General features: G+C 44.8%; 18 protein-coding genes. 4 read left to right on the top strand and 14 right to left on the bottom strand.

From position 1 onward, the window contains the following. Nucleotides 1-4: 4 nt before the first annotated feature. The 3 genes from BP97_RS0131775 to BP97_RS0131765 form a co-directional block, all read right to left on the bottom strand. Nucleotides 5-2,497: a WG repeat-containing protein gene (locus BP97_RS0131775; RefSeq protein WP_028552688.1), complete on the bottom strand. Its 2,493-nt coding sequence runs from the start codon at nucleotides 2,495-2,497 to the stop codon at nucleotides 5-7. 124 nt (nucleotides 2,498-2,621) lie between these two features. Then, nucleotides 2,622-3,992 (bottom strand): DUF1254 domain-containing protein, encoded by a 1,371-nt coding sequence (locus tag BP97_RS0131770; RefSeq protein WP_051621092.1) that lies wholly within the window; start codon nucleotides 3,990-3,992, stop codon nucleotides 2,622-2,624. A gap of 189 nt (nucleotides 3,993-4,181) precedes the next feature. Further along, nucleotides 4,182-9,728, bottom strand: a complete 5,547-nt coding sequence (locus BP97_RS0131765) for a chondroitinase-B domain-containing protein (RefSeq protein WP_028552686.1) — start codon at nucleotides 9,726-9,728, stop codon at nucleotides 4,182-4,184. A 344-nt stretch (nucleotides 9,729-10,072) separates the two neighbouring features. Here BP97_RS0131765 and BP97_RS41810 point away from each other — a divergent pair, with 344 nt between their 5' ends. Continuing rightward, on the top strand, nucleotides 10,073-10,258 hold the full coding sequence (locus BP97_RS41810; protein ID WP_197035576.1) for a DUF3973 domain-containing protein: 186 nt from the start codon (nucleotides 10,073-10,075) through the stop codon (nucleotides 10,256-10,258). Between the two features lie 73 nt (nucleotides 10,259-10,331). Here BP97_RS41810 and BP97_RS0131755 read toward each other — a convergent pair whose 3' ends face one another. The 7 genes from BP97_RS0131755 to BP97_RS0131725 all read right to left on the bottom strand — a co-directional run bounded on the left by BP97_RS0131755 (nucleotide 10,332) and on the right by BP97_RS0131725 (nucleotide 17,170). Then, on the bottom strand, nucleotides 10,332-10,967 hold the full coding sequence (locus BP97_RS0131755) for an ABC transporter permease (RefSeq protein ID WP_028552684.1): 636 nt from the start codon (nucleotides 10,965-10,967) through the stop codon (nucleotides 10,332-10,334). Between the two features lie 20 nt (nucleotides 10,968-10,987). Next, on the bottom strand, nucleotides 10,988-11,884 hold the full coding sequence (locus BP97_RS0131750) for a glycine betaine ABC transporter substrate-binding protein (protein ID WP_028552683.1): 897 nt from the start codon (nucleotides 11,882-11,884) through the stop codon (nucleotides 10,988-10,990). Next, nucleotides 11,881-12,561, bottom strand: a complete 681-nt coding sequence (locus BP97_RS0131745; RefSeq protein ID WP_028552682.1) for an ABC transporter permease — start codon at nucleotides 12,559-12,561, stop codon at nucleotides 11,881-11,883. The genes BP97_RS0131750 and BP97_RS0131745 overlap by 4 nt, the downstream gene beginning before the upstream one ends. Beyond that, nucleotides 12,561-13,763: an ABC transporter ATP-binding protein gene (locus BP97_RS38180; protein ID WP_081824458.1), complete on the bottom strand. Its 1,203-nt coding sequence runs from the start codon at nucleotides 13,761-13,763 to the stop codon at nucleotides 12,561-12,563. The genes BP97_RS0131745 and BP97_RS38180 overlap by 1 nt, the downstream gene beginning before the upstream one ends. 101 nt (nucleotides 13,764-13,864) lie before the next feature. Further along, nucleotides 13,865-14,395 (bottom strand): DUF2179 domain-containing protein, encoded by a 531-nt coding sequence (locus BP97_RS0131735; RefSeq protein ID WP_028552681.1) that lies wholly within the window; start codon nucleotides 14,393-14,395, stop codon nucleotides 13,865-13,867. Nucleotides 14,396-14,502: 107 nt separating this feature from the next. Then, nucleotides 14,503-16,422, bottom strand: coding sequence for an endonuclease MutS2 (locus tag BP97_RS0131730; RefSeq protein ID WP_028552680.1), 1,920 nt, complete (start codon nucleotides 16,420-16,422; stop codon nucleotides 14,503-14,505). 403 nt (nucleotides 16,423-16,825) lie between these two features. After that, nucleotides 16,826-17,170 (bottom strand): YkgJ family cysteine cluster protein, encoded by a 345-nt coding sequence (locus BP97_RS0131725; protein ID WP_028552679.1) that lies wholly within the window; start codon nucleotides 17,168-17,170, stop codon nucleotides 16,826-16,828. Nucleotides 17,171-17,502: 332 nt separating this feature from the next. Here BP97_RS0131725 and BP97_RS0131720 point away from each other — a divergent pair, with 332 nt between their 5' ends. After that, nucleotides 17,503-18,642 carry an AI-2E family transporter gene (locus tag BP97_RS0131720; RefSeq protein ID WP_028552678.1) on the top strand — a complete coding sequence of 380 codons (1,140 nt, stop codon included), beginning with the start codon at nucleotides 17,503-17,505 and terminating at the stop codon, nucleotides 18,640-18,642. A 99-nt stretch (nucleotides 18,643-18,741) separates the two neighbouring features. On the opposite strand, the gene BP97_RS0131715 is transcribed toward BP97_RS0131720, so the two are convergent. Beyond that, a complete protein-coding gene (locus BP97_RS0131715; protein WP_028552677.1) occupies nucleotides 18,742-19,212 on the bottom strand; it encodes a low molecular weight protein-tyrosine-phosphatase in 471 nt (156 codons plus the stop codon). A gap of 16 nt (nucleotides 19,213-19,228) precedes the next feature. Continuing rightward, on the bottom strand, nucleotides 19,229-20,320 hold the full coding sequence (locus BP97_RS0131710; RefSeq protein ID WP_028552676.1) for a branched-chain amino acid aminotransferase: 1,092 nt from the start codon (nucleotides 20,318-20,320) through the stop codon (nucleotides 19,229-19,231). A gap of 129 nt (nucleotides 20,321-20,449) precedes the next feature. Between BP97_RS0131710 and BP97_RS0131705 the strand changes: the two genes are divergently transcribed. Continuing rightward, complete coding sequence (locus BP97_RS0131705; protein WP_028552675.1) at nucleotides 20,450-21,358, top strand: LysR family transcriptional regulator; 909 nt, start codon at nucleotides 20,450-20,452, stop codon at nucleotides 21,356-21,358. On the opposite strand, the gene BP97_RS0131700 is transcribed toward BP97_RS0131705, so the two are convergent. Further along, complete coding sequence (locus tag BP97_RS0131700; protein ID WP_028552674.1) at nucleotides 21,355-21,681, bottom strand: YnfA family protein; 327 nt, start codon at nucleotides 21,679-21,681, stop codon at nucleotides 21,355-21,357. The two genes, BP97_RS0131705 and BP97_RS0131700, sit on opposite strands and share 4 nt — an antisense overlap. A 126-nt stretch (nucleotides 21,682-21,807) precedes the next feature. Between BP97_RS0131700 and BP97_RS0131695 the strand changes: the two genes are divergently transcribed. Then, the gene (locus BP97_RS0131695; RefSeq protein ID WP_028552673.1) at nucleotides 21,808-21,993 is read left to right on the top strand and encodes a hypothetical protein; all 186 of its coding nucleotides are present in this window, start codon (nucleotides 21,808-21,810) and stop codon (nucleotides 21,991-21,993) included. A 133-nt stretch (nucleotides 21,994-22,126) separates the two neighbouring features. Here BP97_RS0131695 and BP97_RS0131690 read toward each other — a convergent pair whose 3' ends face one another. Then, nucleotides 22,127-22,567 (bottom strand): Dps family protein, encoded by a 441-nt coding sequence (locus BP97_RS0131690; protein ID WP_028552672.1) that lies wholly within the window; start codon nucleotides 22,565-22,567, stop codon nucleotides 22,127-22,129. Nucleotides 22,568-22,591 lie beyond the last annotated feature (24 nt).

The raw sequence follows: 22,591 nt of genomic DNA, 5'->3' as shown, positions 1-22,591 counted from the left end.
CGAATCAAGGATGAAATGAATTCCAAAAGCTTCCATTAACATCTATCAAATTCATGATTTGAGCAAAAGGAATGGTGAAGGTCGGAAAACCGGCTGCATAAGGAGCTATCTCGTAAGGTTCAAAGTAAAGATGAAGCGCATGCTCCGTTACAAAAAACGGTTGGTCCGGCTTGATTCCCTTGTAAGTATCAGGGAATACATAGGAATATTGTGGATCTTCCTTGATCTGTCTGGCAACAATGTCGCTAAGGACCTTAACATAAGGGCTGCCCGGTTTAAACAGATCCTTCAACTCATAAAATTGACCGTCCGTTACATTTAAATGAGCATATACTCTAGAGGGCATACCGTGAGCTGCCCCGAAAGGATAATTGTATCCATTGATCTCAATGACAAGCAGATCTTTTTTGAAAAAAGTTATATCAAAATCACCATCATAGCTGTAGCTCAGCTGCTCTTCACTGGGAATCGGCTTGACTTGAGAGAGCACCTTTAATCTTTCATTCACACGCTGTTGGCTTGCCCTATCCCGCATCCCTTCTAGCTGAGGATAATAGACCAAATAGTCTTTGTTCGGCTTGTATTTCTCTTCTTTTACCTTGTACGTCAATCTTAACGGAATCGTCGTATTCTGATGCCATATCACTCTTCCAGAACGGTCCAAATAGGAAAGTCGGCGATCTACATTCGCTTGAATTATTGAGTCTTCCAGCTTAAGCATCCCACTGCCATTTACACGCGGATATCCCGCTGCCGCATTCCCGCTTCGGTCGATGAAGAAAGTCTGCTTGCGGTCATTTACGGAAGCCAATCCTTTGTGGAAGTTACCCACTTCATAATAACGGAAGTCTGTCCTTATGTTACCGTTCAAATCCGCAATAGCATAGACAGAGCCGATAAAAGGCTGACTTGCGTCAATAGCTCTGCCCAGCGCAACCCGCTGTTCGCCAAGCTGCTGAATCTGATTGTACTCCGGCTTGACGATAATGCTTCCTTGCTTGTCTATAAGACCATACTGCGACGTATAGTTTTCTCCTGCGTTAACAACAGCTCTACCTTCCTCAAAAGGCTGCGCTCCCGTATAGGTAGGCTCAATTACAACTGTGCCTCTTTCGTCTATGTAGCCGTACTTGCCGTTCTGAACTTGCTGAAATGGCAGCAGACCATCTCCAAGCGCTCCGACAAATGCATATGGATATTTTGCAAGAATTTCACCGTTCAGCCCTATAAGTGCGTATTCATTTTCTTTAATTTGAACTACAGCTTTATTATTGCTGAAATCTCCGGCAGATTCGTATTGTGCCGGAATCACTTCATTCCCGTTCTTATCTAAATATCCGTATTGACTGCTGCCCGAGGATGTCGTGTTCGTAAACATCGCTCTGCCGTTGCTTAACGAAGCAATATAAGAATAGGCTCGTTTCGTTACGATACGACCCGATTCATCCATCAGCTTGAAGCCTTGGCTGTCGATCACAGCAGCTCTGCCTTCGTTAAACTCGCCGATGGAGTCATAGATTGGCTTCACGACATAGTTTCCTGATGTATTGATGACACCATTACGTCCACGCGCTTGTACTCGCGCCAAACCATTACTCTGAAAATCATACGCATAATCATACTGAGGTTGTAGCTTCATATTGCCTTTATTGTCGATATAGCCCCATCTAGTTCCATTCGTCGTTTTAATAGATGCAGGAAATAACTTGATCCGCCGCAAAAAGTGCCTTATCGGATCCTGTCTTAGCTCAATTTCTTGCAGCAGTGTCCGTACCTTCTGCTCTAATGGATAGGGTATATCGGGACGATTCAAATACCTCAGGGTATGAATTGCCTTATCGGGCATATCAGCTTTAACTTGAGCATCCGCCAAGTAATACCAGTAAAGCTGAACATCTGGCCGCTGTTGGGTCAGCCCCTCGTAGTAACGGACCATCTTCTGATAATACAAAGGGTGCTCATCGATGACTGTAACAAAAGCTCCATCATCCCATTTTAAAATATCTACACGAAATGCCTCCGCTGCATCGTGTATCCATAAAGCAATTTCCGTTGTGCCGTCCCAGCCCGAGCGCCCCGGTATATCTGCAGCCTCGATGTAAGAAAAATGGATGACTCCCTGCACCACATCCCGTAACCCATTGTGGGTCCAATCATAAACAGACAGCCGATAAGAAGCCGCCTCCTCATCCCGCCAACCGATAATTAAGCTATTTCGGCTATTATCGATCACAGGTACTGCCATCATCACTCCTACCGGAAGCGCCGGAACTCTTCCCACATCGGCTGTTCCCCAACCATTATCTAAGTATTTTAAAATCAACAAATGCTGCTCGTCTCCCAAACGATAGACCGCGGCTATTTCTTGTACCTTATCCCCATCCAGATCTGCTGCTGCAATAGCTGCAGCTCCATTGGAATGAGCAACAGTAACCAATTCGGCTCCAGGCGGCAAAAAAGCCCTCACGTCCATTCCCTGCTTTTCATTGTCGTTCATTTCATGCCTCCCCTCTGCTTGCTCCCACACATTTTTTCATGCCTAATAGTATGCAGGGAAAAGCCAGATATGCCCTTGATACAGCGAAATCCCGAACTATCTGCTCGATAGTCGGGATATTCACTCAGAAGCTTCTTGAAACTACAGGAGGATGCCACTGCCCATGCAGCACACTAGATTGAGGCCAATAAATTCTCAGCATCAGATTAAATGGACCTTCAGGCGCAGGAAGCCAATTAGACTCAATTTCCTTCCCTGGGGATGTGTGCTGAACATAAATATCAAGAGAGCCGTCCCGATTGTACTGAAGTTTACCTAAATGCGGGCTAACGGCATACCGATTGATGGAGTTTTTAACTAGAAATCCATCGCTATTATACAGCGTTATGGACCAAAATGCTTGGGCAGGAGGAATCTGACCCGGGAGAAAGCGGATAATGTAATTGTTGTGCCCATCCAACGGATTTGCCTTACTATCGGTAAAGTTATATGCATAAACGGCATCCTGAGGTAGGTTTGCCCCGAATAACGTGTTGGCTACAACTGCTCTTTGCATATAGTTCGTTCCATAATTGCCGATATCGCGGAGCAGCATAGTCCATCCATTCGTTTCGTTAGCGGCAAATATTTTTTTACCGGCCGCTTCTATGGTTTGGGGAGCTGTCGTTAACGCTTTGGTTAACGCCTGTTGTGCCGGGGCATTCAGATCGCTGAATTGGAAGCTGCTGCTTGGGATTAATCCCAATGCTTGAAGCTTCATTGACATTTCAGGGCTTTGAATAGCAGCGTAAGGTGGATTCTTATACATTAACGACATCATTAAATTAAAAAATGCAGGTGCATCCATCGACGCAACCAGCTCCCTTGGGGAATGCTGGCTAATAATGATATGATCATGAAACAATTCTGGTGATGTTAATGGCTTAAGTCTGGAGAGATTATATTCACGCTGAATCGCATGAACGGCCGGATAATCCTCTGGACCGTTAGTTTGAGTTCGTCCTGTGATCCATACAGTATTAGTAGGAGCGCGGACGACTGGAATATTAGATGGGAGCGCTCCCTGCCAGCCTGGTCCTACTATGACAAAGATTTGCTCCCCGGTTCCGGTCGTTCGCGCTCCAATCGAAGTAAACACATTGGACCATGCATCCAGCATAGGCAGAACGTAGTAACGCTGGTTCGTATCCGGAACATGAAGAAGCAGCGGACCAGCGGATAGATCCAGCCATGCGGAAGAATAGAGCGTATCTACATTAGGTCTGACGACCTGTGTAAATTTAGGAGTAGACAGTGCCTTTTGGTTATAGAAACGATTTTTTTGGGTTATGCTCACAGCTCCTGTTCTTCTTGTAATATCCATGAGAACAAGCGGAAAGGCATAAATATAGGCATCAACTGCCGCACGATCCAGATCTTGCAGAGATTCGTAATCAGGTTGGTCCCATGCCAACCGAGCGTATAACAGCATGCTGTCGATAAGAGGGTAAATCATGCTATTCCTCCCACATCATTAAGGCCTTCACCGTATTCCATTCCACGCCGGCCCACGGAGTATATTATTCTTCACATAGTATGCAAATATGGGCCCTTGGTGCAGCTATGCTTTGGCTGACAGGTCAACAGACAAATAACAAAACAGACCCCTTGCTCTATGGAATAGAGCAGAGGTCTGCCAATGATGTTAGTCAATGAATTGAACAAACTGTAAAAACTTCTTCAAGGCAACGGCTGCTTGCGCCCTTGAAGCGTTCGATTGCGGAGCAAGAGAACTCCCCTTAGCGCTAACTATGATGCCTGCACCCGATGTTTCATCTACAGCCGTTTTTGCCCAGGAGCTAACTTGTTGAATATCATCAAATTTCGCCTGTTTCGATGCATTACCGCTTTTTCCTGCGATGGTCAGTGCTCTCGAAATCATCACGACCAACTCCTCATTCGTAATGAATGCATCCGGTCTGAAGCTTCCGTCTTCGTAGCCATTAACCAAGCCATATTGGGAAGCAAGCAGAATGGCGCTCGAGAATAAAGTCGTTGTAGTAACATCCGAGAACTTAGTTGGCCCCGCCTGAGGATTACCTGAATTTCTACCACTAAATTCACTCAAGCCCAGCGCCCGAATTAATAAGGAAGCCATCTCGCTCCGTTTGATGAGGTTATCAGGAGCAAAATTGTTATTGCCCACACCGTCCATGAGCAGCTTGGATGCTAACAGCTCAATATCGGCCTTGGACGGATGATTCTTCAAATCATCGAACGTTCTTCCAGCATCTACCGCAGCATACAAGCTGTTGCCCTGCCGTTTCAGTGTCGCTATCGATTGGTTACCGCTTTGGGTAAAGGTCGAAGGTACGAAGAATATCTCCCCTGTTGTCAGATCGATAACAACGACAGTCGAGGTATTAGCATTTACTGTGCTGCTGGTCAGCGGCAATGTTCTTACAAGATATTTTCCGTGGAAATTTTTCACCTCTACGGTATTACCTTTGGAGCTCGCCGTAATGAAGAAATGATAACCGGCAGACAACAGCTTTACTCCGTTATTCGAGGCTGCCCTTGTCAAAGTATCACTTTCAATCGCGGATATCTTCGAAAGCACGATTGTGATATTCATCTCTTCCACTTTGGAACCCAGCTCTTTTGCCAAGGCATCAAGATCGAGTGCGTTAAGCGGTAGCTCATAGGTTAGATCTTTGATTTTGGCAATAATCGATGCGTGTGCTATGGACCTGTCTTCAATAAGGGAGGATGCAGGAAGCACAAGACTCACATTTGACTCCGTCCCATTGTATGGGACAATCACTTTCGCGTTTTTGTCATTTAACGCTTTTAACGCAGCCTTCAATTTCTCCGCATCCACACTTAAAATTACGGAGCCGTCCTCCTTATTCTTGTTAACCTGGACATCCTTCTCATCAAGCGTTCCAGAGAAAGCTTTCGTAGTATCCGTTGTTGATGTTCCACCACTACCGCTGCTGCGGCCGCTGGAGGTGTGTACGACTCTTAGTACCGTTGTCTCTGTCGTTACCCCGCCAAATTGCGCCTTAATTTCTGTTATCCCCGGTGTTTTGGCGATCAACGTTGCTGATCCGCTAGCTGTCCCCACTCCTGTTATGGTAATATCAGCCACTGCTTTATCGCTGGAGCTGTAAATAATATTTGGATCGGCAGTTACATTGCTTGTTGTGCCATCTGAATACTGAGCTGTTACGGCAAGCGCAGCCGTGCGGTACGCCAGCAACGTATCACTCACTCCAGTGAGAGTCAATGACTTAACAGTCGGCGGATCAGGTTTAACAGGAGAAACATCATCCGTCACATGGATAACGACACTATTCGTCTTGCCGCCGTAAGTTGCGGTAATGACGGTTTGCCCAGACGACAATGCAAGGACAACCCCGCTGCTATTATCGATAGTAGCAATTGATTCAATAGAGCTTTGCAGTGAGGCGTAAGACGTTATATCCACCTGAACAGAGTCGTTATAAGTGGCAATTACAGCCGCCTTAGCAGAATCCCCCTTCTTCATAGTGACTGGAAGCCCTATAACGGCAATCCCATTAAAGACATGCGGTGTTACTGAGATAGCTTCTGAGGCGGGAGCCTCGGTACCATCTTTTAATACCGCTCTCAAATAGAAAGAGTAGGACACTCCGTTGGTTAAACCGTTCACTACATAATGATAGGTGCTGCCGGTTACCGTATACACATTCCCTGTAACCGATGGAAGCAAACTGTTGTTCATATAGATGTTGTATCCTTGAACAGGTTTCGGATAGGGGTCCCACTTTAAATAGACGGCCCCTTCACTAGGTGTTCCCGTCAAACCGTAGGATCCACTTTTAAACACAGCTGTCGCTTCATTGGATTCAACGGATGCTCTTCGGCTGGCAGATACAGCCTTGATAGTAAATTGATAGGCGTGCCCGTTCATGAGGCGTTCCAATCTATAGGAAGTTGCCGGAGTATAAATATCTTGTGTCACCGTAGCGCTTGGATTCGCCTTATCATAATAAGAAAGGCTATATTTAGTCACTTCTTTGTAAAGAGGAGAATTCCAAGATAATGCAATTATGCCGTTACCGGCGGAAGCAGTTAATCCCCTTGGCGCATCCGGTACAACACCGTCATCCGGATATACAGCGGCAGTGGTAACCCCTGTACTCTCCCCTCTTGCAGCAGATTCCGTTTTAAACGTAAAGACATATTCTTTTCCATTTTCAAGTCCATCTATTGTTGTCGTTGTCGTGTTTTGATCTACAGTCTTAAGCCTGAACTCACCATTGTAAATATTAACCTTTTCATAGTTTGCATTTAACGGCTTCTGCCAGCTCAAAACCACAGCTCCGCCGCTCGGTGCCGAAACAGCCAAAGGGTTCAACACATTATCAGGAGTAACATGGTATACTTCAATCTCCCATATCGATGCCTCGGTAAGTGTATTACCTGATGCATCCGGCGCTTTGCTGCTGTCCTTGCGGGACTCCTCTATCTTCAACCGAAGATAGCGTGAAGTGGCCGGTGATTTAAGCTGTATGGCTTTGGTACCACCGTTAGCTGCTGTCCCGATAGTTGTTCCACGGGTATCAGGAATCGCCTTGTAATTGATACCATCATCGGAAGCCTCCAGCCAATACGATGTAACTCGATAAATGGAGCTTTTGCCATATTCCGTGATGACCACTTGATTGTAAGTTGTCGGAGCATCGAAATCCACGCCAAGAAACTGATTCGTCGCTTGACCTGAGGCTCCTGACCAGCGTGTCCCCGCCGTACTACCGTCAAATGCTGCATTTGCGCCATATTTAGAGGCTGGATCTGTTGTACCTACAGGAATACTGTAATCCGTAGAGGAGAAATAAGTGCATGCAGCACAATTACTTTTCATGGCAAGGTTAGCTCCGTAACCGCCTGTTGGCACATCAGACGGCTTCACTGATACAGTTACTCCCACGCTTTCTACATCACCCAGCACACTTTTCAGAGTGAAAGTATAGGAGATTCCATTGGTTAAACCAGTAATCACCGCATTTTTGGTGCCTCTAGGAATCTTTATTTTCGGTGTGGATTCCGACTCCTGATAAATATTCAGTCCAACATAATCTTCTCGGGTAGGAGATATGCTGTTAAAGACCGTCTCAGCGATCGCTTTAGCTCCTTCGTCGTTCGGATGCACCATGTCCGGAAAGTTTTGAGCCATGCCGCTCGTTGCTGTGTATACATCATTTACTTTAACGGAGGCTTCTTTGGCAATTTCCTTCACAAGAGGCATCATTTCTTTGCCCACAACCTCATCTGTTATCCCGAAATTCCCCGCTCCATATACTCTTGGAGGTAAATTTACGTAAACTTCCGGATGGGATGGCAGGTTCTTGTATTCATCGATCATTTTCTTATAGTCTATGATGAATTGTTCTTTATACTTCCAGTTAGCTGGTTTGGAATCATTCGTGCCCAACATGATAACAACAATATCGGGGTTCCATGCTTTACTATCAGCAAACTGGGGTTTAATCCAATAAGAGGCTCCGCCTATACTGAGCATCGTCGTACCGGATACACCGAAGTTTTTCACTTCATATTGAGAACCCAGCATTGCAGCAACCTGTTCTGGATAGCTTATTGCAGCTCCTACTCCTTGCGTAATGCTGTCCCCTATAAAAGCCACTTTTTTAAATGACGTATTAACAGAAGGCTCTGTCCATGTGAGGGTGGCTTGTCCATCTCCCGCTGCTACCGCTACATTACCTACATTTCCTTGCTGAACCCAGCTTGGACCTACATCCCTTGAAGTTAATGCGTTTGGTTTCTTAGCTTGAATAGCGGCCACGTTCGCATCCTTCAATTCCTTGAGCTGAATCCCGTTAAGTATACTCGGTTTATTCACAATTGCACTCGCGCCATACAGCACGTTACCTTCTAATGAATTCGGTTGGAACGTAAACTTATCCAGTGGTGCTGTGGTATCCTGTATAGGCGTATCGATCCCGGTTCCCGCAATGGTTTTATAGACGGTATTGTTCTTTAGCTTGTTATTCTCCGGTATGAGGACCAGCTGCTGCTTGGGTGCGTTTCGTTTATAAGTCACTTTGCCAAGGTCAATATCAACCCCGCCGTTGTTATAAAACGTGTTGCCCTCGAACACACTATCCTTTACTTGCCCATAGTTTACTACATAGCCATGAGGTGCCTCCGGTCTAACGATGGGCTGAAAACCATCCCATAAATATTCCACATTATAATTTTTATCAAATAAGTGTTCTCCCGAGTAAATAATCATCGCATCTTTCTCAACGCTTTCCACATAGTTGTTGGAGACGGTCAGATTTTTACCCGATAACCTAAAGCCTTTTGTTCCCGATACGTTATTCCCGATAATCAGATTGCCTTCGAATGTGTTCGTATTACCGCTGCGACCGACAAACGCTCCCTTCGTCTCGATAACCGTATTGTTTCGCACGACGTTGTTGTTCGACTTGAGGGAAACGATTTCCGTGCCTTCTCCATCCGCATGCTCGAACAGATTGTTTTCTATCGTAAAAAAAGCTCCGTCTGTGCCTTCTTCATCATTACGTCCGTAACCCCAGATCCGGAAAATCTCTCTTCCATTGGAATCCGCAATATAAGGGATGTCTTTAATGTACATGGTATCGACTTTATTGAACTTTGCTCCCGTAAAATCGTTGCCGACTACAGGTGTATCATTGCTTTTGCCTTGCAGGAGCCCATGATCGAGACGGTTGTTGCTGCCTCTGAAATAAACCCAATAATATGCTGTTTTTGCGCTTGGGGGATTGTAATTGATGATAGCCGTATTCGTAACTCTGCCATTGTCGGAGTTGAAGGTTATAACTGATTCTGCATTGATCGGCGCACCGTTCGTAAAATATAATCCGTCAACAATCAAATTAGGACTGTCGAGCGTTAACTTAGAACTGCCTGTGATGATAACCTTACCCGGTGTTTCCGAACGTAAGGTTACTGGCTTAGCCAGTGTAGCCTCGGCATGAAATACAATATTAACGTCCTTCCAGATTCCATTCGCCATAGTGATAGTATCGCCAGGTACGGCTTTTTCCATGGCTGCGTTTAATTCCGCTGCATTATGAACCAATGCCGCAGCACTTCCTTCTGCCAAAGCCTGAGGAATAGTCCATCCTGTGGGGATCAGCATTGAAATCATAAGAATAAAGGCAAGTATTCTACTGAGGTTGCTCCTGATTCGAATCATCTAAAAAAGATCACTCCTTCGAGTTTGTAGATTTTTCATAATCCTCGTATTGTTAGGTATCCACATTGCTTTGACCGGGATATAACCTCCTCCCATATTTGAATCGAGCAGAATCACAATGAAGCCACTCCCACCTTGTAGATCAGGCTTTGATGCATCCCATTTATTATAGTTGTATGCGCTTCCAAAATCATATGGACAATCCTTACCTTTCATTTGGAAAAAAGTCACTTTCTTTATCAACACTTCAAACCAAGCACCCAATTATAAAAAAGTGATTAGAATCACATGTAAAGCATATAAATTGTCTATAATTAGTAACAGATGTCGAAAGGAGAAGGAATATGTATTATTGCCTAAGTTGTAATAAACTCCATCCTCCCGCTCTGTCAAAAGAGGAGATCTTATTTACTAGCGGGTTTAGGTATTTGAATAATACTTTGTACCCAGCCGGAATATGTAAACCTGTGCCGAAACCGTATGAACCGCTTCACCCTAGGCTATCCATGTATGCTTGTGAAGCGATCTAAAAAAACAAGTCACTTCATTTCACCTTGATCAGGTGACGAAGTGACTTGATTGTCTGCTTTTCGGTTGAATAAGTTAAGAAGCTCCGCTCCATTTCATGCGACGCTGCAATTTGCCGAGGACAAAATCAGCGAGCAAGGCAAGCAGCGCGGCTGGGATCGCACCAGCATATAATCGTGCTGGATTGTCCATATTGATCCCCGCGTAGATTTCTCTACCCAATCCCTCCCCACCGATAAGAGGAGCAATCGTAGCAACGCCGATAGCGATAACGGCGGCGATTTGAATACCTGTAAAGATAAATGGCAGAGCAAGCGGGAGCTGTACCCGAAAAAGCAGCTGCATCCCGCTCATCCCGACTCCCCTTCCCGCTTCAATCAATGCAGGGTCCACCTGTGTAAGACCAACATACGTATTACGGATAATCGGCAGCAGCGAATACAAGAACAGCCCTATCACAACAGATGTGAAGCCAAGCCCAAATACGATCATGAGCAAGACAAGCAAGGCCATGCTCGGAAACACTTGGATTACGTTCGCGATGATTAGAATCGGGTTAGCTAATCGGGGTACGCGAGCGGCTGCAATACCGAGTGGCACCCCAACGATTAACGCTAGCAGTAACCCGAACAGCACCATTAAGATGTGCTCGTATGCCAATTCCAGCAAATATGATCCATTCTCCCCCACATACCGGAAAAACAAATCCATATGACCACCTCTTTTTTGTTCTATTTCAACAGACCAACCTTATGCAAATATTCTTCAGCCACTTTTCTCTCATTTCGTTTATTAACATCGACCTCATAGTTAAGCTCGATCATCGTTTGGACATCAATCTTGCCAGCGAGCATATTGATGATATCACCCACTTCAGGATGTTTCGCTATCACGTCATTCCGGACCACCGGTGCAGCATCGTAAGGAGGGAAGAACTGCTTATCATCTTGAAGCGACTTCAAGTTGTATTCCTTAATCCTCGGGTCTGTTGAATACGCCAGAACGATATCTACGTTTTTACTTGCTACTGCTTTATAGACCAATGCTACTTCCATAGGCAGTGTTTTGCCGAAGTTAATTCCATAATGCTTACGGAAAGCAGGATAGCCATCGTTTTGCCGTTCCAGCCAAGTCGTGTCCACTCCAAGTGTCATACTCCCAGCCTTAGAGGCAACATCAGATATCTTCTCCCAATGATTCTCCGCAGCCAAATCCTCCCTAACCGTAAAGGCATAAGTATTCTCAAAGCCATACGGGTCATACCAATGAATCCCGAAATTTTTATCAAAGCCTTCTCTTGCCTGCTGCAGCACGCTTGCGCGGTCTTTAGTAGGTTGTATTGGGAAATAGTTATCAAAGATCATCCCCGTATATAGGACTGCCATTTGAACATCATTGTTTCTCATAGCCTGCAGCACGACCGTACTAGAAGCCAAATCCGGCAATACATCGACTTTAAGGTCCGTTCTATCTTCAATTAACAGCTTGTGCATCTGCGCCAAAATTTTCGGCTCTGAGTAGGTTTGGGTTGCGATAATGATTTTGTTTTGATCGCCACAGCCGGACAATACAGCAGATAATGCCGCAACCAGCAATAGCAGTAGCGCTGTACGTTTCATCCTTTTCATCGGCTTCCCCCCCGAGCAGCTTTGACACGATTAGCTGCGGGATTAGCGCTCGAGGTGACCCATTTTTCGGCAAGGCTCAAGAGAAAGTCAATGATAAGAGCCAATATGACGGCCAAAATGGCACCAGTAAAAATAAGCTCCTTCTTATTGGTTCCCATCCCTGCGAATATCAATTGTCCAAGGCCGCCTGCACCAATTAAGGTGGCGAGCGTAGCCCAGCTTATTATATAAACGGTCGTCACCCGAATTCCTGACATAATGTACGGAAAGGCCAGGGGAAGCTGAATATGGAGCAGCCTCTGCGTCTTGTTATACCCCATTCCTCTTGCAGCCTCTAGCAAATTCGGATCGACCGATTGAAATCCGGCAAACGTATTTCGAAGTATCGGCATCAACGAATACAGAAATAATGCAAAGATAGCCGGTGTTCGACCTACGCCTAGTAGAGGAATCAGAACTGCAAGGAGAGCTAGACTGGGTATCGTCTGCAAGATGTTCGCAATGACGAACACAACACTATTCAACCAAGCAATTCGATTGCCCGCTAATATAATGCCTATAGGAATAGCAATAATGGCTCCAAGCAGCACCGACACAAACGAAATCATCAAATGCTCCTTCAGTGCCTGGAAAATGTCAGCCTGCCGGGTAGCCAAAAATTCAAAGTAGGAGCTCATCATACTGGTTCCTCCTCCTTCTTATTAGCCTCCAATTCAACCTCTGCGGCAGGCAGCTCCGTTACCTGCTCCTCGTTCTCGGAAGGGGTGTATAATTCAGCAAGATGACGAACAATACTTCCTTTCGTAATCAAGCCCAAAAATTTGCCGCCACGAATAACTGGAACGTAGGGCAGACCCAGCTCATTCATGAGCGTGATCGCTGTCATAAGAGGCGTGCCGGATTCGACGACATGCTCAAAAGGCTTCATCACGTCAGCTAAGGTTGCATTCTCTTCCCGATACCGGTCCATTACCCGGAAAATCGTTGCATAGCCGAGCAATACACGATTCCGATCCACGATAATCAAAGAATCAACCCTGCGTTTCTCCATCAACTTGGTCGCTTCCGCCATCCCTCTAGTCGGATAGGCAATGACTGCATTCTCCGTCATCACTTCATCTACAAGGATTGTTTCACCAGGCGTTTCGGTTTGGAGCCTTTTCTCTCCGATAAAGTTTTTGACGAAATCATTGGCAGGGTGACGCAGAATATGCTCCGGACGTCCTTGCTGAACAACTTCCCCATCCTTCATCAATACTATCGTGTCCGCTATCTTCAAAGCTTCATCCATATCGTGTGTAACAAACACAATCGTTTGTTTCAATTCCTGCTGCAGGCGGACCAGCTCTTCTTGCAGCTGCTCACGGCTGATCGGGTCCAATGCACTGAAGGGCTCGTCCAGCAAAATAATATCCGGGTTCGCCGCAAGCGCCCTAATGATCCCGATTCTCTGCTGCTGTCCACCGCTAAGCTCAGCCGGGTACCGGTTACGGTAGGTCTCCGGTTCCAGATTAACCAATTGAAGCAGCTCATCCACTCTGCTATCTATACGAGCCTTATCCCAATGCAGCAAACGAGGCACCACAGCTACATTAGCCGCTATGGTCATATGAGGGAACAGACCTATGTTCTGAATGACATAGCCGATACTGCGACGCAGTTCAACTGGATCAATGGTCGATATATCTTTTCCTCTGATGAGCACTTTGCCCTCACTTGGATTGTTCAATCGATTAATCAGCTTCATGAGCGTTGTCTTCCCACACCCACTTGGTCCGATTAAGACGGTTAATTCCCCTTCTTTAAATTCAAGATTAATGTTTTTAAGTGCAACATAACCGTCATCGTATCTTTTTTTCACATTTTCAAAATGAATCATCCGCGTTTCACTCCTTCACATTGTATAGGTTTACCCTATTTTCCCTGAATTGAAACGTGAAGAGCTTCAGTCAGACTCGTAGAAAATACAAAAAAAAGACCTCACTCCCGGAGGCCTTTCAATCGCTTGGTCCAAAATCCGCCGCGGAACGTCCGCGGCTCATATGAAATAACGAATGCTTTGGGTGCGAGGTCCTGAATCAGCTGCATTAATCGCTTCTCCTGATTACGTTTCGTTAGTACCTGCATGACAAGTCGAGGACCATCTCTACCTTCTGCTGTCCAGCTGGTCACCCCGAACCCTTTTTCCCTAAGGGTCAATGGCAGTTGAGTCGACTCGTAGTTGACCACGATTTGAAGAATAGAGTAACCTAGAGCAATCCATTCGTCAATTTTAATGCCCAGCCAGACCCCTGCCCCCCAACCGATACAGTATGCGGCAAGATTTAAGGGTTCATCAATATTTTGCAGCACGATGTTAAGCGCCATTAAATACACAAATACCTCAAACATGCTAATAAAAGAAGCAAGCAGCCTCCTAGCCTTCATAACGAGAATGATTCGAATCGTAAATAGAGACACATAGACAACGTTCATAACCACAATCGTAATAATGGTTTCCAGGGCGTTCATGGCTGCCTCTCTCCTAACGTGGTGTAGTATATGGTTAGTCCTGACTGCCTCTATTCTAACCTATTCCTTCTTCTGTTCCAAATTTATGGAATAAACAACTCCGATTCTCAGTCTTGCCCTTTCTTCTCAATCGTAAGTCCTTGAACATATTTTCGATTCATGAGCTTGCGTTTCTTCCGGTCTTCTTTAGTTTCCAACACGATATCCAAATCATAATCCTCCGGATACAAATCCTTACTCTCGATATGAAGAGTGAGACGCTTCTTATTAATCTTAAACCTTTGCTTTTGAACCATGACGCCGACAATCCCTTTGGCATCCTCTGTTTCAAAGACAATACCCGTTCGGCCCAAATAGGAAACGTACACACTATCTCCTAACTGGAAGCTCTTGGATACCATTTCTTTTTTGATGCTAGAAGCACTCGGTTCTTTTGTGTCCTTCGATTTGTTCTCTGTGGTCAAGCTGCGTTGGATCTCATGCTGTGAAAAATCGAACGTAAAGCCACTATCGGCAATACTTCTAGAACGCTCAACGATACTTGCAGGAATACCTAATTTCAATGCGATCAAGAAGGCATAGCTCTGACCTGCTTCTCCTATTCGAAGACGATACAAAGGCTGCAGGGTGTCGGCATCAAACTCCATACGGGCATTTTCAAAGCCTGGTGCAGCTTCTGCGAATTTTTTAATTTCGCTGAAATGGGTTGTTGCCACAACCGTCGAACCTCTTCTGTGCAGCTCTTCCAATATGGCCACTGACAATCCGACTCCTTCTCCCGGATCCGTACCAGAAGCCATCTCATCAATCAGCACCAGCGTCGAACGATCTGCCAATTGAAGAATGTCAATAATGTTGCCGATATGAGCCGAAAACGTACTTAACGCGTGCTCGATGCTCTGACCATCACCGATATCTACCGCAATGTTAGAGAATATAGACATTACACTACCTTCCTTAACCGGCACCAGCAAGCCAGATTGAACCATTACCGTTAGCAGGCCGATCGTTTTTAAAGCGAGCGTCTTTCCTCCTGTATTGGGACCTGTAATGATTAAGGACTGAAATGTTCTCCCGATGACAAAATCCAAAGGAATCATCTTATCTCCAAGCAGCGGATGTCTCGCCTCTCGTAAATCCATGATCCCGCTATTATTCAGCTCCACGTTAGCTCCTTTTATCGTTAACGCATACTTCGCTTTTGCAATTATAAAATCATAAATTCCTACGGTTTCCACATTGATTTCAAGCTCTTGCGCATACCGTTCTGCCAAAGCGGTCAAATCACTTAACACCTTCAACTCTTCTCGCGCCTCTTCTGCTCTCAAACCAGAGAGCTCAAATTGAAGCTGCATAACCTCAGCCGGCTCGATATAAACCGTTTGACCGCTTGCCGACTCATCCAATACAGTACCTTTGACGAGTTTGCGATGCTCCTTTTTGATAGGAAGCACATATCTCCCGTTTCTTGTACTTAGAAGGTTTTCCTGCAAAATGCTTCTATGCTTGCTCATTAAGGAATCCAACTTGCCTTTGAGTCGCTCTTCGAAGACTGCTAGCCGTTTGCGCACCCTCATTAGTTCCTTGCTTGCCGAATCAACGACCCTTCCACTTCGAATGCTTCTGTCAATAGCTGCCTTCAAAGAATCCAGCTCATGAATTGATGATGCATAAGTGCTCACATTAGGAGCAGCAAGGTGCTTGGTTGCCATGTACTTGATGAGCTGGGAGCAGCTGACTTGAAATTGATACACATGGGTAAAGTCTTTTTCACTCAGCACATATCCCGTCCCTAACAAGCTGATAACAGGCTCAATACCTTCCAATGAAGGAATCGGAATGCTTGCTCCTAGCTGAAGTAAAGCCTTTGCTTCTGCAGTTTCGTCCAGCTTGCTGCGTATCAGCTTCACATTAGTCATGGGTATCATTTGTTCAATATGCTTCTTACCCATGTAAGAAACAGCATATTGACTGATGGTTTCTTTCATCTTGTTGAATTCCAAGCGTTGCAAAGTTTGTTCTTTCACGATCAATCGCTCCTTAAATCAAATTGAAATGCAAAAAGAGCGCAGAATGAACATCGTCATTCTCCGCTCTTGGTTCGAACCATCTATTACTGCGTCCCTAAACACAAAAAATCCGCGCCAAAAAACAGCACGGATTAGGACTCATTAATAGGAGATCCCTTAAGGCATCGTATGATATCCGTTGTTCTTAACTAATTCCGAGGTCTTGAAAATCCCATAACAAATAGAAATGCATTAATCTGCATTTTTTCGCTGGTCTTTTGATCAAAAACCTCAATATGGAATTGATTAGTTAAGAACGCTCACCGACATCAAAATCTCTCCTTAAATAGGGAATACATTTACTATAGCTCATATTAACAAATAAAGTCAATCCTCGTGTGCCACTTGTTATTTCGGCATATTAAAAATCTTTCCATGTAAAGTCGACCGACAAAACACCGACGGCTCTCTCTTTCGCCTTCCAATTTGCTTCAGACGCTGCTTCGGGCTTCCGGAAACAGATCAGATTCTCATAATGTCCGAAGGCTCCGCATATGGCCGGCCTCACGGAGTGAATACCACAGCGGTCACCATCCAGGTCGTAAAATATACAAGTCCCAAAATAGCGATGCTGATTTTCCAACTCCTCGCGGGTCCTTCGAGGCATGGATTTAATCTTCTTCTTTATTTGTACTAATTCGTTTTCAGTTATTGGAACAGGACCACAGCATAAACCCCTACATCCTTGACACGGAAGATTTTCCATCAAAAACCTCCTTGGTATGCTTTCATTTGGCGTGATGCCATACGACATCTATTGACATTTTGCATGATGTATGATATAATAATTAACTATTTTATTAGCACTTGATATTCTATCATATTTATTTAATAGATTCAACACAAATGAATTCATAGATGAACTTAAAGAGGCGAACATTGTCCGAGATTCGGATGACATGTTCGCCTTTTTTGCTATAACTAGGACATTAATATCTAAACACAACAAATTTCTAATGAGTTCAGCTTGCTACCGTTATTAATGACTTTTTTTGTCAATACTCTTAAGATAAATCATGATAACGGAAAGGAATCTGTATGCGAAATTCTGGGGCTTGGTCGGAACGTTTTAAGCTTCTGGTGATTCACAATAAGTTTATTTTTTTCCTATTGTTCTTACTGCTCATTGGTCTGAACATCTTGGTTCTGACCAAGATCAAGTTTGTTTTTACACCCTTTACGGTGCTGCTCAAAACCGTACTTCTGCCTCTGATATTGAGCGGCGTTTTCTACTACCTTCTGAACCCTGTCGTATACTACCTGGAAACAAAAAAAATAAAACGAGTATACTCCATCATTCTACTGTATTTGATTATTATCGGGGTCATTGCATTGCTTTTGACTATTGTCATTCCTTTAATACGCGAACAAATCTTGGGTCTGATTCAGAATATACCCACCTATGTGCGTACCATTAATCAACAGTTCGAACATCTTATGGGCAGCCAATTGATGAATCAGCTTGCCAACAGTATCAACTTTAATGCGGACGAACTGATGAATTCGATCTCACAAAAGGCGACAACGATACTGAATCATACGTTGTCCAGCTTAAGCGGCTTCTTAGGAGCATTAACGGAAACCGTTCTGGCTATTGTCACTGTGCCTTTCATTCTCTTTTACTTGCTGCTTGAAGGCAAGCGGCTTCCATCGTACATACTGTCTTTTGCGCCTGTAGCTATCCGTGATTCAGCCTATAGTGTCATGAAAGAAATGAGCCACCAGATCAGCTCATACATCCGCGGTCAAATAATTGTCAGCTTCTGCATCGGATTCCTGCTCTTTATCGGCTATCAGGTGATCGGTCTTGATTTCTCGCTCGTTCTTGCGGTCATAGCGGCTTGTACAAGCATTGTTCCTTATTTAGGTCCTGCCATCGCCATAACGCCCGCCTTAGTCGTAGCCAGTGTCACTTCCCCTGTCATGCTGTTAAAAATGATTGTTATTTGGACAATCGTGCAGCTGATCGAGGGAAAGTTCATCTCACCGCAAATAATGGGTAAAACCTTACATATCCATCCTGTAACCATCATTTTTGTCATTTTGACGGCAGGAAATTTGTTTGGCGTGCTGGGGATCATTCTTGCTGTTCCAGGGTACGCAGTGCTGAAAGTTTTCATCTCCCATATGTTTCTATGGTTCAAGACCAAGTCCGGTCTGTATGAAGTGCAGGATTAACATCGGGCTGCCGATAACAACAAATAAAGCTTAAACCACACCCTAACGGATGTGATTTAAGCTTATTTATGACATTTCCTTAAGATACCCGAGAGCATTTTATAAGGTTTCGTGTTCCTTGATATAGGCTAAAAGACGATCGCAGCCTTCGCTCACCATATCGAATACCTCATCGAAGTTGCCCGTGTAATAAGGATCAGGTACGTCTTGTACTGGATGTTCAGGAATGAAATCCAGCAGCTTTTTCAATACAGCATTAGAACCGGACGGAGTCATAGCCTTGAGATTGGACATGTTGCTGGAGTCCATAGCGATAATGTAATCGAATTGACCAAAATCGCCAGCCGCGGTTTGCCGCGCTTGAATCCCGCTGTAATCAATGCCCTTTTGCTCTAATATGCCTCGAGTGCCTTCATGAGGAGGGTGGCCGATATGCCAGTCCCCTGTACCTGCTGAGTCTACCTCAATCACATGTTCCAAGCCGGCAGCCTTAACTTTATCACGAAATACAGCTTCCGCCATCGGCGAGCGGCAGATGTTACCTAAACATACGAATAGCACTCGAATCATTGTATAGTCCTCTTTCTTAGGATTGAAGAGCCTGTTGTTTCACTTCAACCATCCATCCGAATGGATCTTGTGCTTTACCTTGCTGAATCGAAGTCAATGTGTCATACAGCTTTTGGGAGAGCTCTCCGGTTTGACCGTTGTTAATGATCATTTGGTGATCGTTGTAGTACAAATCGCCGACAGGAGAAATAACAGCTGCCGTTCCAGTACCGAATGCTTCTTCCAAAGTTCCGTTTTTGTGCGCTTCTACAATCTCATCAATGCTGAGCTGACGTTCTACAACAGGAACATTCCAATGCTTCAACAGCTGAATCATGGAGTTTCTTGTAATCCCGTCCAAGATGCTGCCGTTCAATTCAGGAGTAACGACCGTACCGTTAATTTTAAAGAATACGTTCATGCTTCCTACTTCTTCAATGTACTTTTTATGAACACCGTCAAGCCACAGCACTTGAGAATAGCCTTTGCTTGTAGCTTCCTCTTGTGCTCTCAAGCCGCTTGCGTAGTTACCTGCTGTTTTGGCATTACCTGTGCCGCCTTTTACCGCACGAACATAATCGGATTCCACGTAAATTTTAACCGGGTGAATACCTTCTGCATAGTAAGCACCCACCGGCGACATGATGATCATAAATTTATAATTAAGCGATGGGGATACACCCAATGTTGCTTGGTCAGCAATGATGAAAGGACGAATATACAAAGAGTTTCCTTCTACGGAAGGAATCCAGTCTTGGTCCACATTGATAAGCTGTTTCAATGCTTCGAGGCAAACCTCACCATCAATCGCAGGGATACTCATACGTTCATTCGAACGGTTTAATCTCAAGAAATTTTGTTGCGGACGGAACAAAAGAATTTTGCCGTCGGAGCCTTTGTAAGCTTTAAGTCCTTCAAATACGGTTTGGCCGTAATGAAATACTTTGGCAGCAGGGTCCATCATAATAGGTTGGTACGGAATGATGCGAGGGTCATACCAGCCGCGTCCTTCTTCATAATCCATAATGAACATATGGTCCGTAAAATATTTGCCGAACGGCAGTTTAGCTTCATCCGGTTTTTGCTTAGGCGTTGTTGTACGTTCGATTTTAATAGAAAGATTCGACATTGAATACATCCCCTTACCATAATTATCATACTTATTAGTTGAATCGTATCACTTGATTAGGTATATTAAAAATATCTGTTTTATGGGGTTCCCATACCTATTAGGTATTGAGAAGAAAGGAAGAGCTTGATGGATATTCGACAATTACGCTATTTTTTGGCCATAGCGCGAGAAGGTCAAATTACCCGTGCCGCCAAGGCTTTAAATATGGAACAGCCTCCATTGAGCCGGCAGTTAAAACTAATGGAGCAGGAACTGAATGTCACCCTGTTTGACCGGAATGGGAATAAGCTAAGCTTGACTCACGCCGGAGAGCTGCTCCAGCGCAAGGCAGAGAGCCTGCTGCAGAAATTCAACGAAACGATACAGGAAGTAAAGGAGCTTGAAGAAGGAATGAATGGAATGCTAGCCATCGGTTCCGTTGTTTCCTGCATCTCATTGCTTCCACCGCGGATCGAAAGGTTTCGCCAAATATATCCCCAGGTCACTTTTAAAATATTAGAGGGAGACCATTATTTGCTCGGCTACCATTTGGAAAAACGTCAAATCGAGCTGGTTGTAGCTCGCCTACCGTTCGAATCCGCTTCCGAAACTCACCCTTATTCGATCCTCCCTCTGCCCTCGGATCCTTTTGTTACAGTTCTTCCGAGCCATTGGTGTCCTGACCCCGATAAACATTCCATGGACATGCTCGAACTGGCGAATTACCCGTTCCTAACACTCAAAACGGATAAAACAACCGGTCTGCATGAAAAGGTTATGAATGAGTGTCGACGTCACGGGTTCGAACCGAGTGTGATTTGCGAATGCTCCAGTGTGGCCATCATTATGGCGCTCGTCGAGGCTGGAATCGGAGCAACGGTATTTCCGAAATCCGTCATGGCATCGTTTCCGCTTCCCAATATTAAGGTACTCACTATCCGGGACGCAGCTTTTCAATCTGATGTCGGCTTGTTATGGCTGAAGGACCGTTATCTTTCCAAAAGTGCAAGGCATTTCATCGATATTTTCTCCGAAAACCAGCAATATGATAACTAACCTCTAGGTGCCCATAGCATTATAGACACCCCGATAATACAAACGACCGTTCCAATCCAGTCGTACATATCGGGGATTTTCCGATCGACAAGCCAGCCCCATAGGACGGCCATCACGATAAAGACGCCTCCGTAAGCGGCATATACACGTCCGAAGCTTGGAAAGCTTTGCAAAGTGGGCAGAATGCCATACAAAACTAAAATCAGGCTGCCTGCGATGCCATACCCCATCGACTTGGACTCTCTAAGCCAGAGCCAGACCAAATACCCTCCTCCAATTTCGGCTAACCCGGCCAATAAAAATAAAATAATGGTTGAAATCATGACTCTACTCCTTATATGTATTCTACCGCACTTTGGTCATCTATCGTACTCTACCGTAGGCAGGCTCCATTTTTGTATAAAACTTGCTGAATTGCCCACCATAGGATACAGAAAGGATGATGCCAAATGGATAACGAACAACAGGAACAGCTCGAGCATGAATTCGACCGAAAACTAACCGAAGGCGAGGCTGAAGAAATCATGCATACCCCTGTCGCACACCAAGACATTGAAAACTTGGATGCGACACCCATCGAGAATATAAGCAATAGCATTGCGCTTGGCTTAATGCCTCAGGAGCACAAATACTAAGCTTAAGTTCATTCGTATAATATGATTTTACACCATTTTTCGACATCTTGCCTACATAAAAAAGCTGCCCGATACCAAATATCGGGTCAGCTTGATTTCTTGCGTCGTATATTACGATAATTTCCAGGAATCTTTATTTTCCCAGGAAAGAATTCAACATCCACACATGCTTCTCTAAACCAGCGTGGATACCAAGAAGCAAATCCCCAGTTGTCTCATCTTGCTGTTCCGCAGCAGCCTTCATCCCGGCCTTCAGTTCCTCGATTAGGGTGCGGAAATCATTAACGAGCTTCTCAACCATTTGTTCAGCATTCTCTCCTCCGTCCGCATCATGGACAGAAGCTAATTGCAATGAGCCCTTCAGTGTTGCTACAGGGTTTCCTCCGAGGGATAATAGCCGTTCAGCCAATACATCGATATGAAGAGCAGCTTCCGTATACAGCTCTTCGAACTTCGTATGAAGCGTAAAGAACTGATGACCTTTTACATACCAATGGAAATTATGCAGCTTGATGTGCAGTACAGTCCAGTTTGCGATTTGACGGTTTAGTATTTCATTCAGATTTGCGCTCATTGTAGAAGCCCTCCTTGTAGTTGG

Source organism: Paenibacillus sp. UNC451MF (assembly GCF_000686845.1).
GTDB lineage: Bacteria > Bacillota > Bacilli > Paenibacillales > NBRC-103111 > Paenibacillus_S.
This window is presented reverse-complemented; position numbering and strand designations above follow the sequence as displayed.

Coding starts and splice junctions, on each gene's coding strand:
- BP97_RS0131775 (WP_028552688.1), bottom strand. CDS start 2,497: ATGAACGACAATGAAAAGCAGGGAATGGACGTGAGGGCTTTTTTGCCG.
- BP97_RS0131770 (WP_051621092.1), bottom strand. CDS start 3,992: ATGATTTACCCTCTTATCGACAGCATGCTGTTATACGCTCGGTTGGCA.
- BP97_RS0131765 (WP_028552686.1), bottom strand. CDS start 9,728: ATGATTCGAATCAGGAGCAACCTCAGTAGAATACTTGCCTTTATTCTT.
- BP97_RS41810 (WP_197035576.1), top strand. CDS start 10,073: ATGTATTATTGCCTAAGTTGTAATAAACTCCATCCTCCCGCTCTGTCA.
- BP97_RS0131755 (WP_028552684.1), bottom strand. CDS start 10,967: ATGGATTTGTTTTTCCGGTATGTGGGGGAGAATGGATCATATTTGCTG.
- BP97_RS0131750 (WP_028552683.1), bottom strand. CDS start 11,884: ATGAAAAGGATGAAACGTACAGCGCTACTGCTATTGCTGGTTGCGGCA.
- BP97_RS0131745 (WP_028552682.1), bottom strand. CDS start 12,561: ATGAGCTCCTACTTTGAATTTTTGGCTACCCGGCAGGCTGACATTTTC.
- BP97_RS38180 (WP_081824458.1), bottom strand. CDS start 13,763: ATGATTCATTTTGAAAATGTGAAAAAAAGATACGATGACGGTTATGTT.
- BP97_RS0131735 (WP_028552681.1), bottom strand. CDS start 14,395: ATGAACGCCCTGGAAACCATTATTACGATTGTGGTTATGAACGTTGTC.
- BP97_RS0131725 (WP_028552679.1), bottom strand. CDS start 17,170: ATGGAAAATCTTCCGTGTCAAGGATGTAGGGGTTTATGCTGTGGTCCT.
- BP97_RS0131720 (WP_028552678.1), top strand. CDS start 17,503: ATGCGAAATTCTGGGGCTTGGTCGGAACGTTTTAAGCTTCTGGTGATT.
- BP97_RS0131715 (WP_028552677.1), bottom strand. CDS start 19,212: ATGATTCGAGTGCTATTCGTATGTTTAGGTAACATCTGCCGCTCGCCG.
- BP97_RS0131710 (WP_028552676.1), bottom strand. CDS start 20,320: ATGTCGAATCTTTCTATTAAAATCGAACGTACAACAACGCCTAAGCAA.
- BP97_RS0131705 (WP_028552675.1), top strand. CDS start 20,450: ATGGATATTCGACAATTACGCTATTTTTTGGCCATAGCGCGAGAAGGT.
- BP97_RS0131700 (WP_028552674.1), bottom strand. CDS start 21,681: ATGATTTCAACCATTATTTTATTTTTATTGGCCGGGTTAGCCGAAATT.
- BP97_RS0131695 (WP_028552673.1), top strand. CDS start 21,808: ATGGATAACGAACAACAGGAACAGCTCGAGCATGAATTCGACCGAAAA.
- BP97_RS0131690 (WP_028552672.1), bottom strand. CDS start 22,567: ATGAGCGCAAATCTGAATGAAATACTAAACCGTCAAATCGCAAACTGG.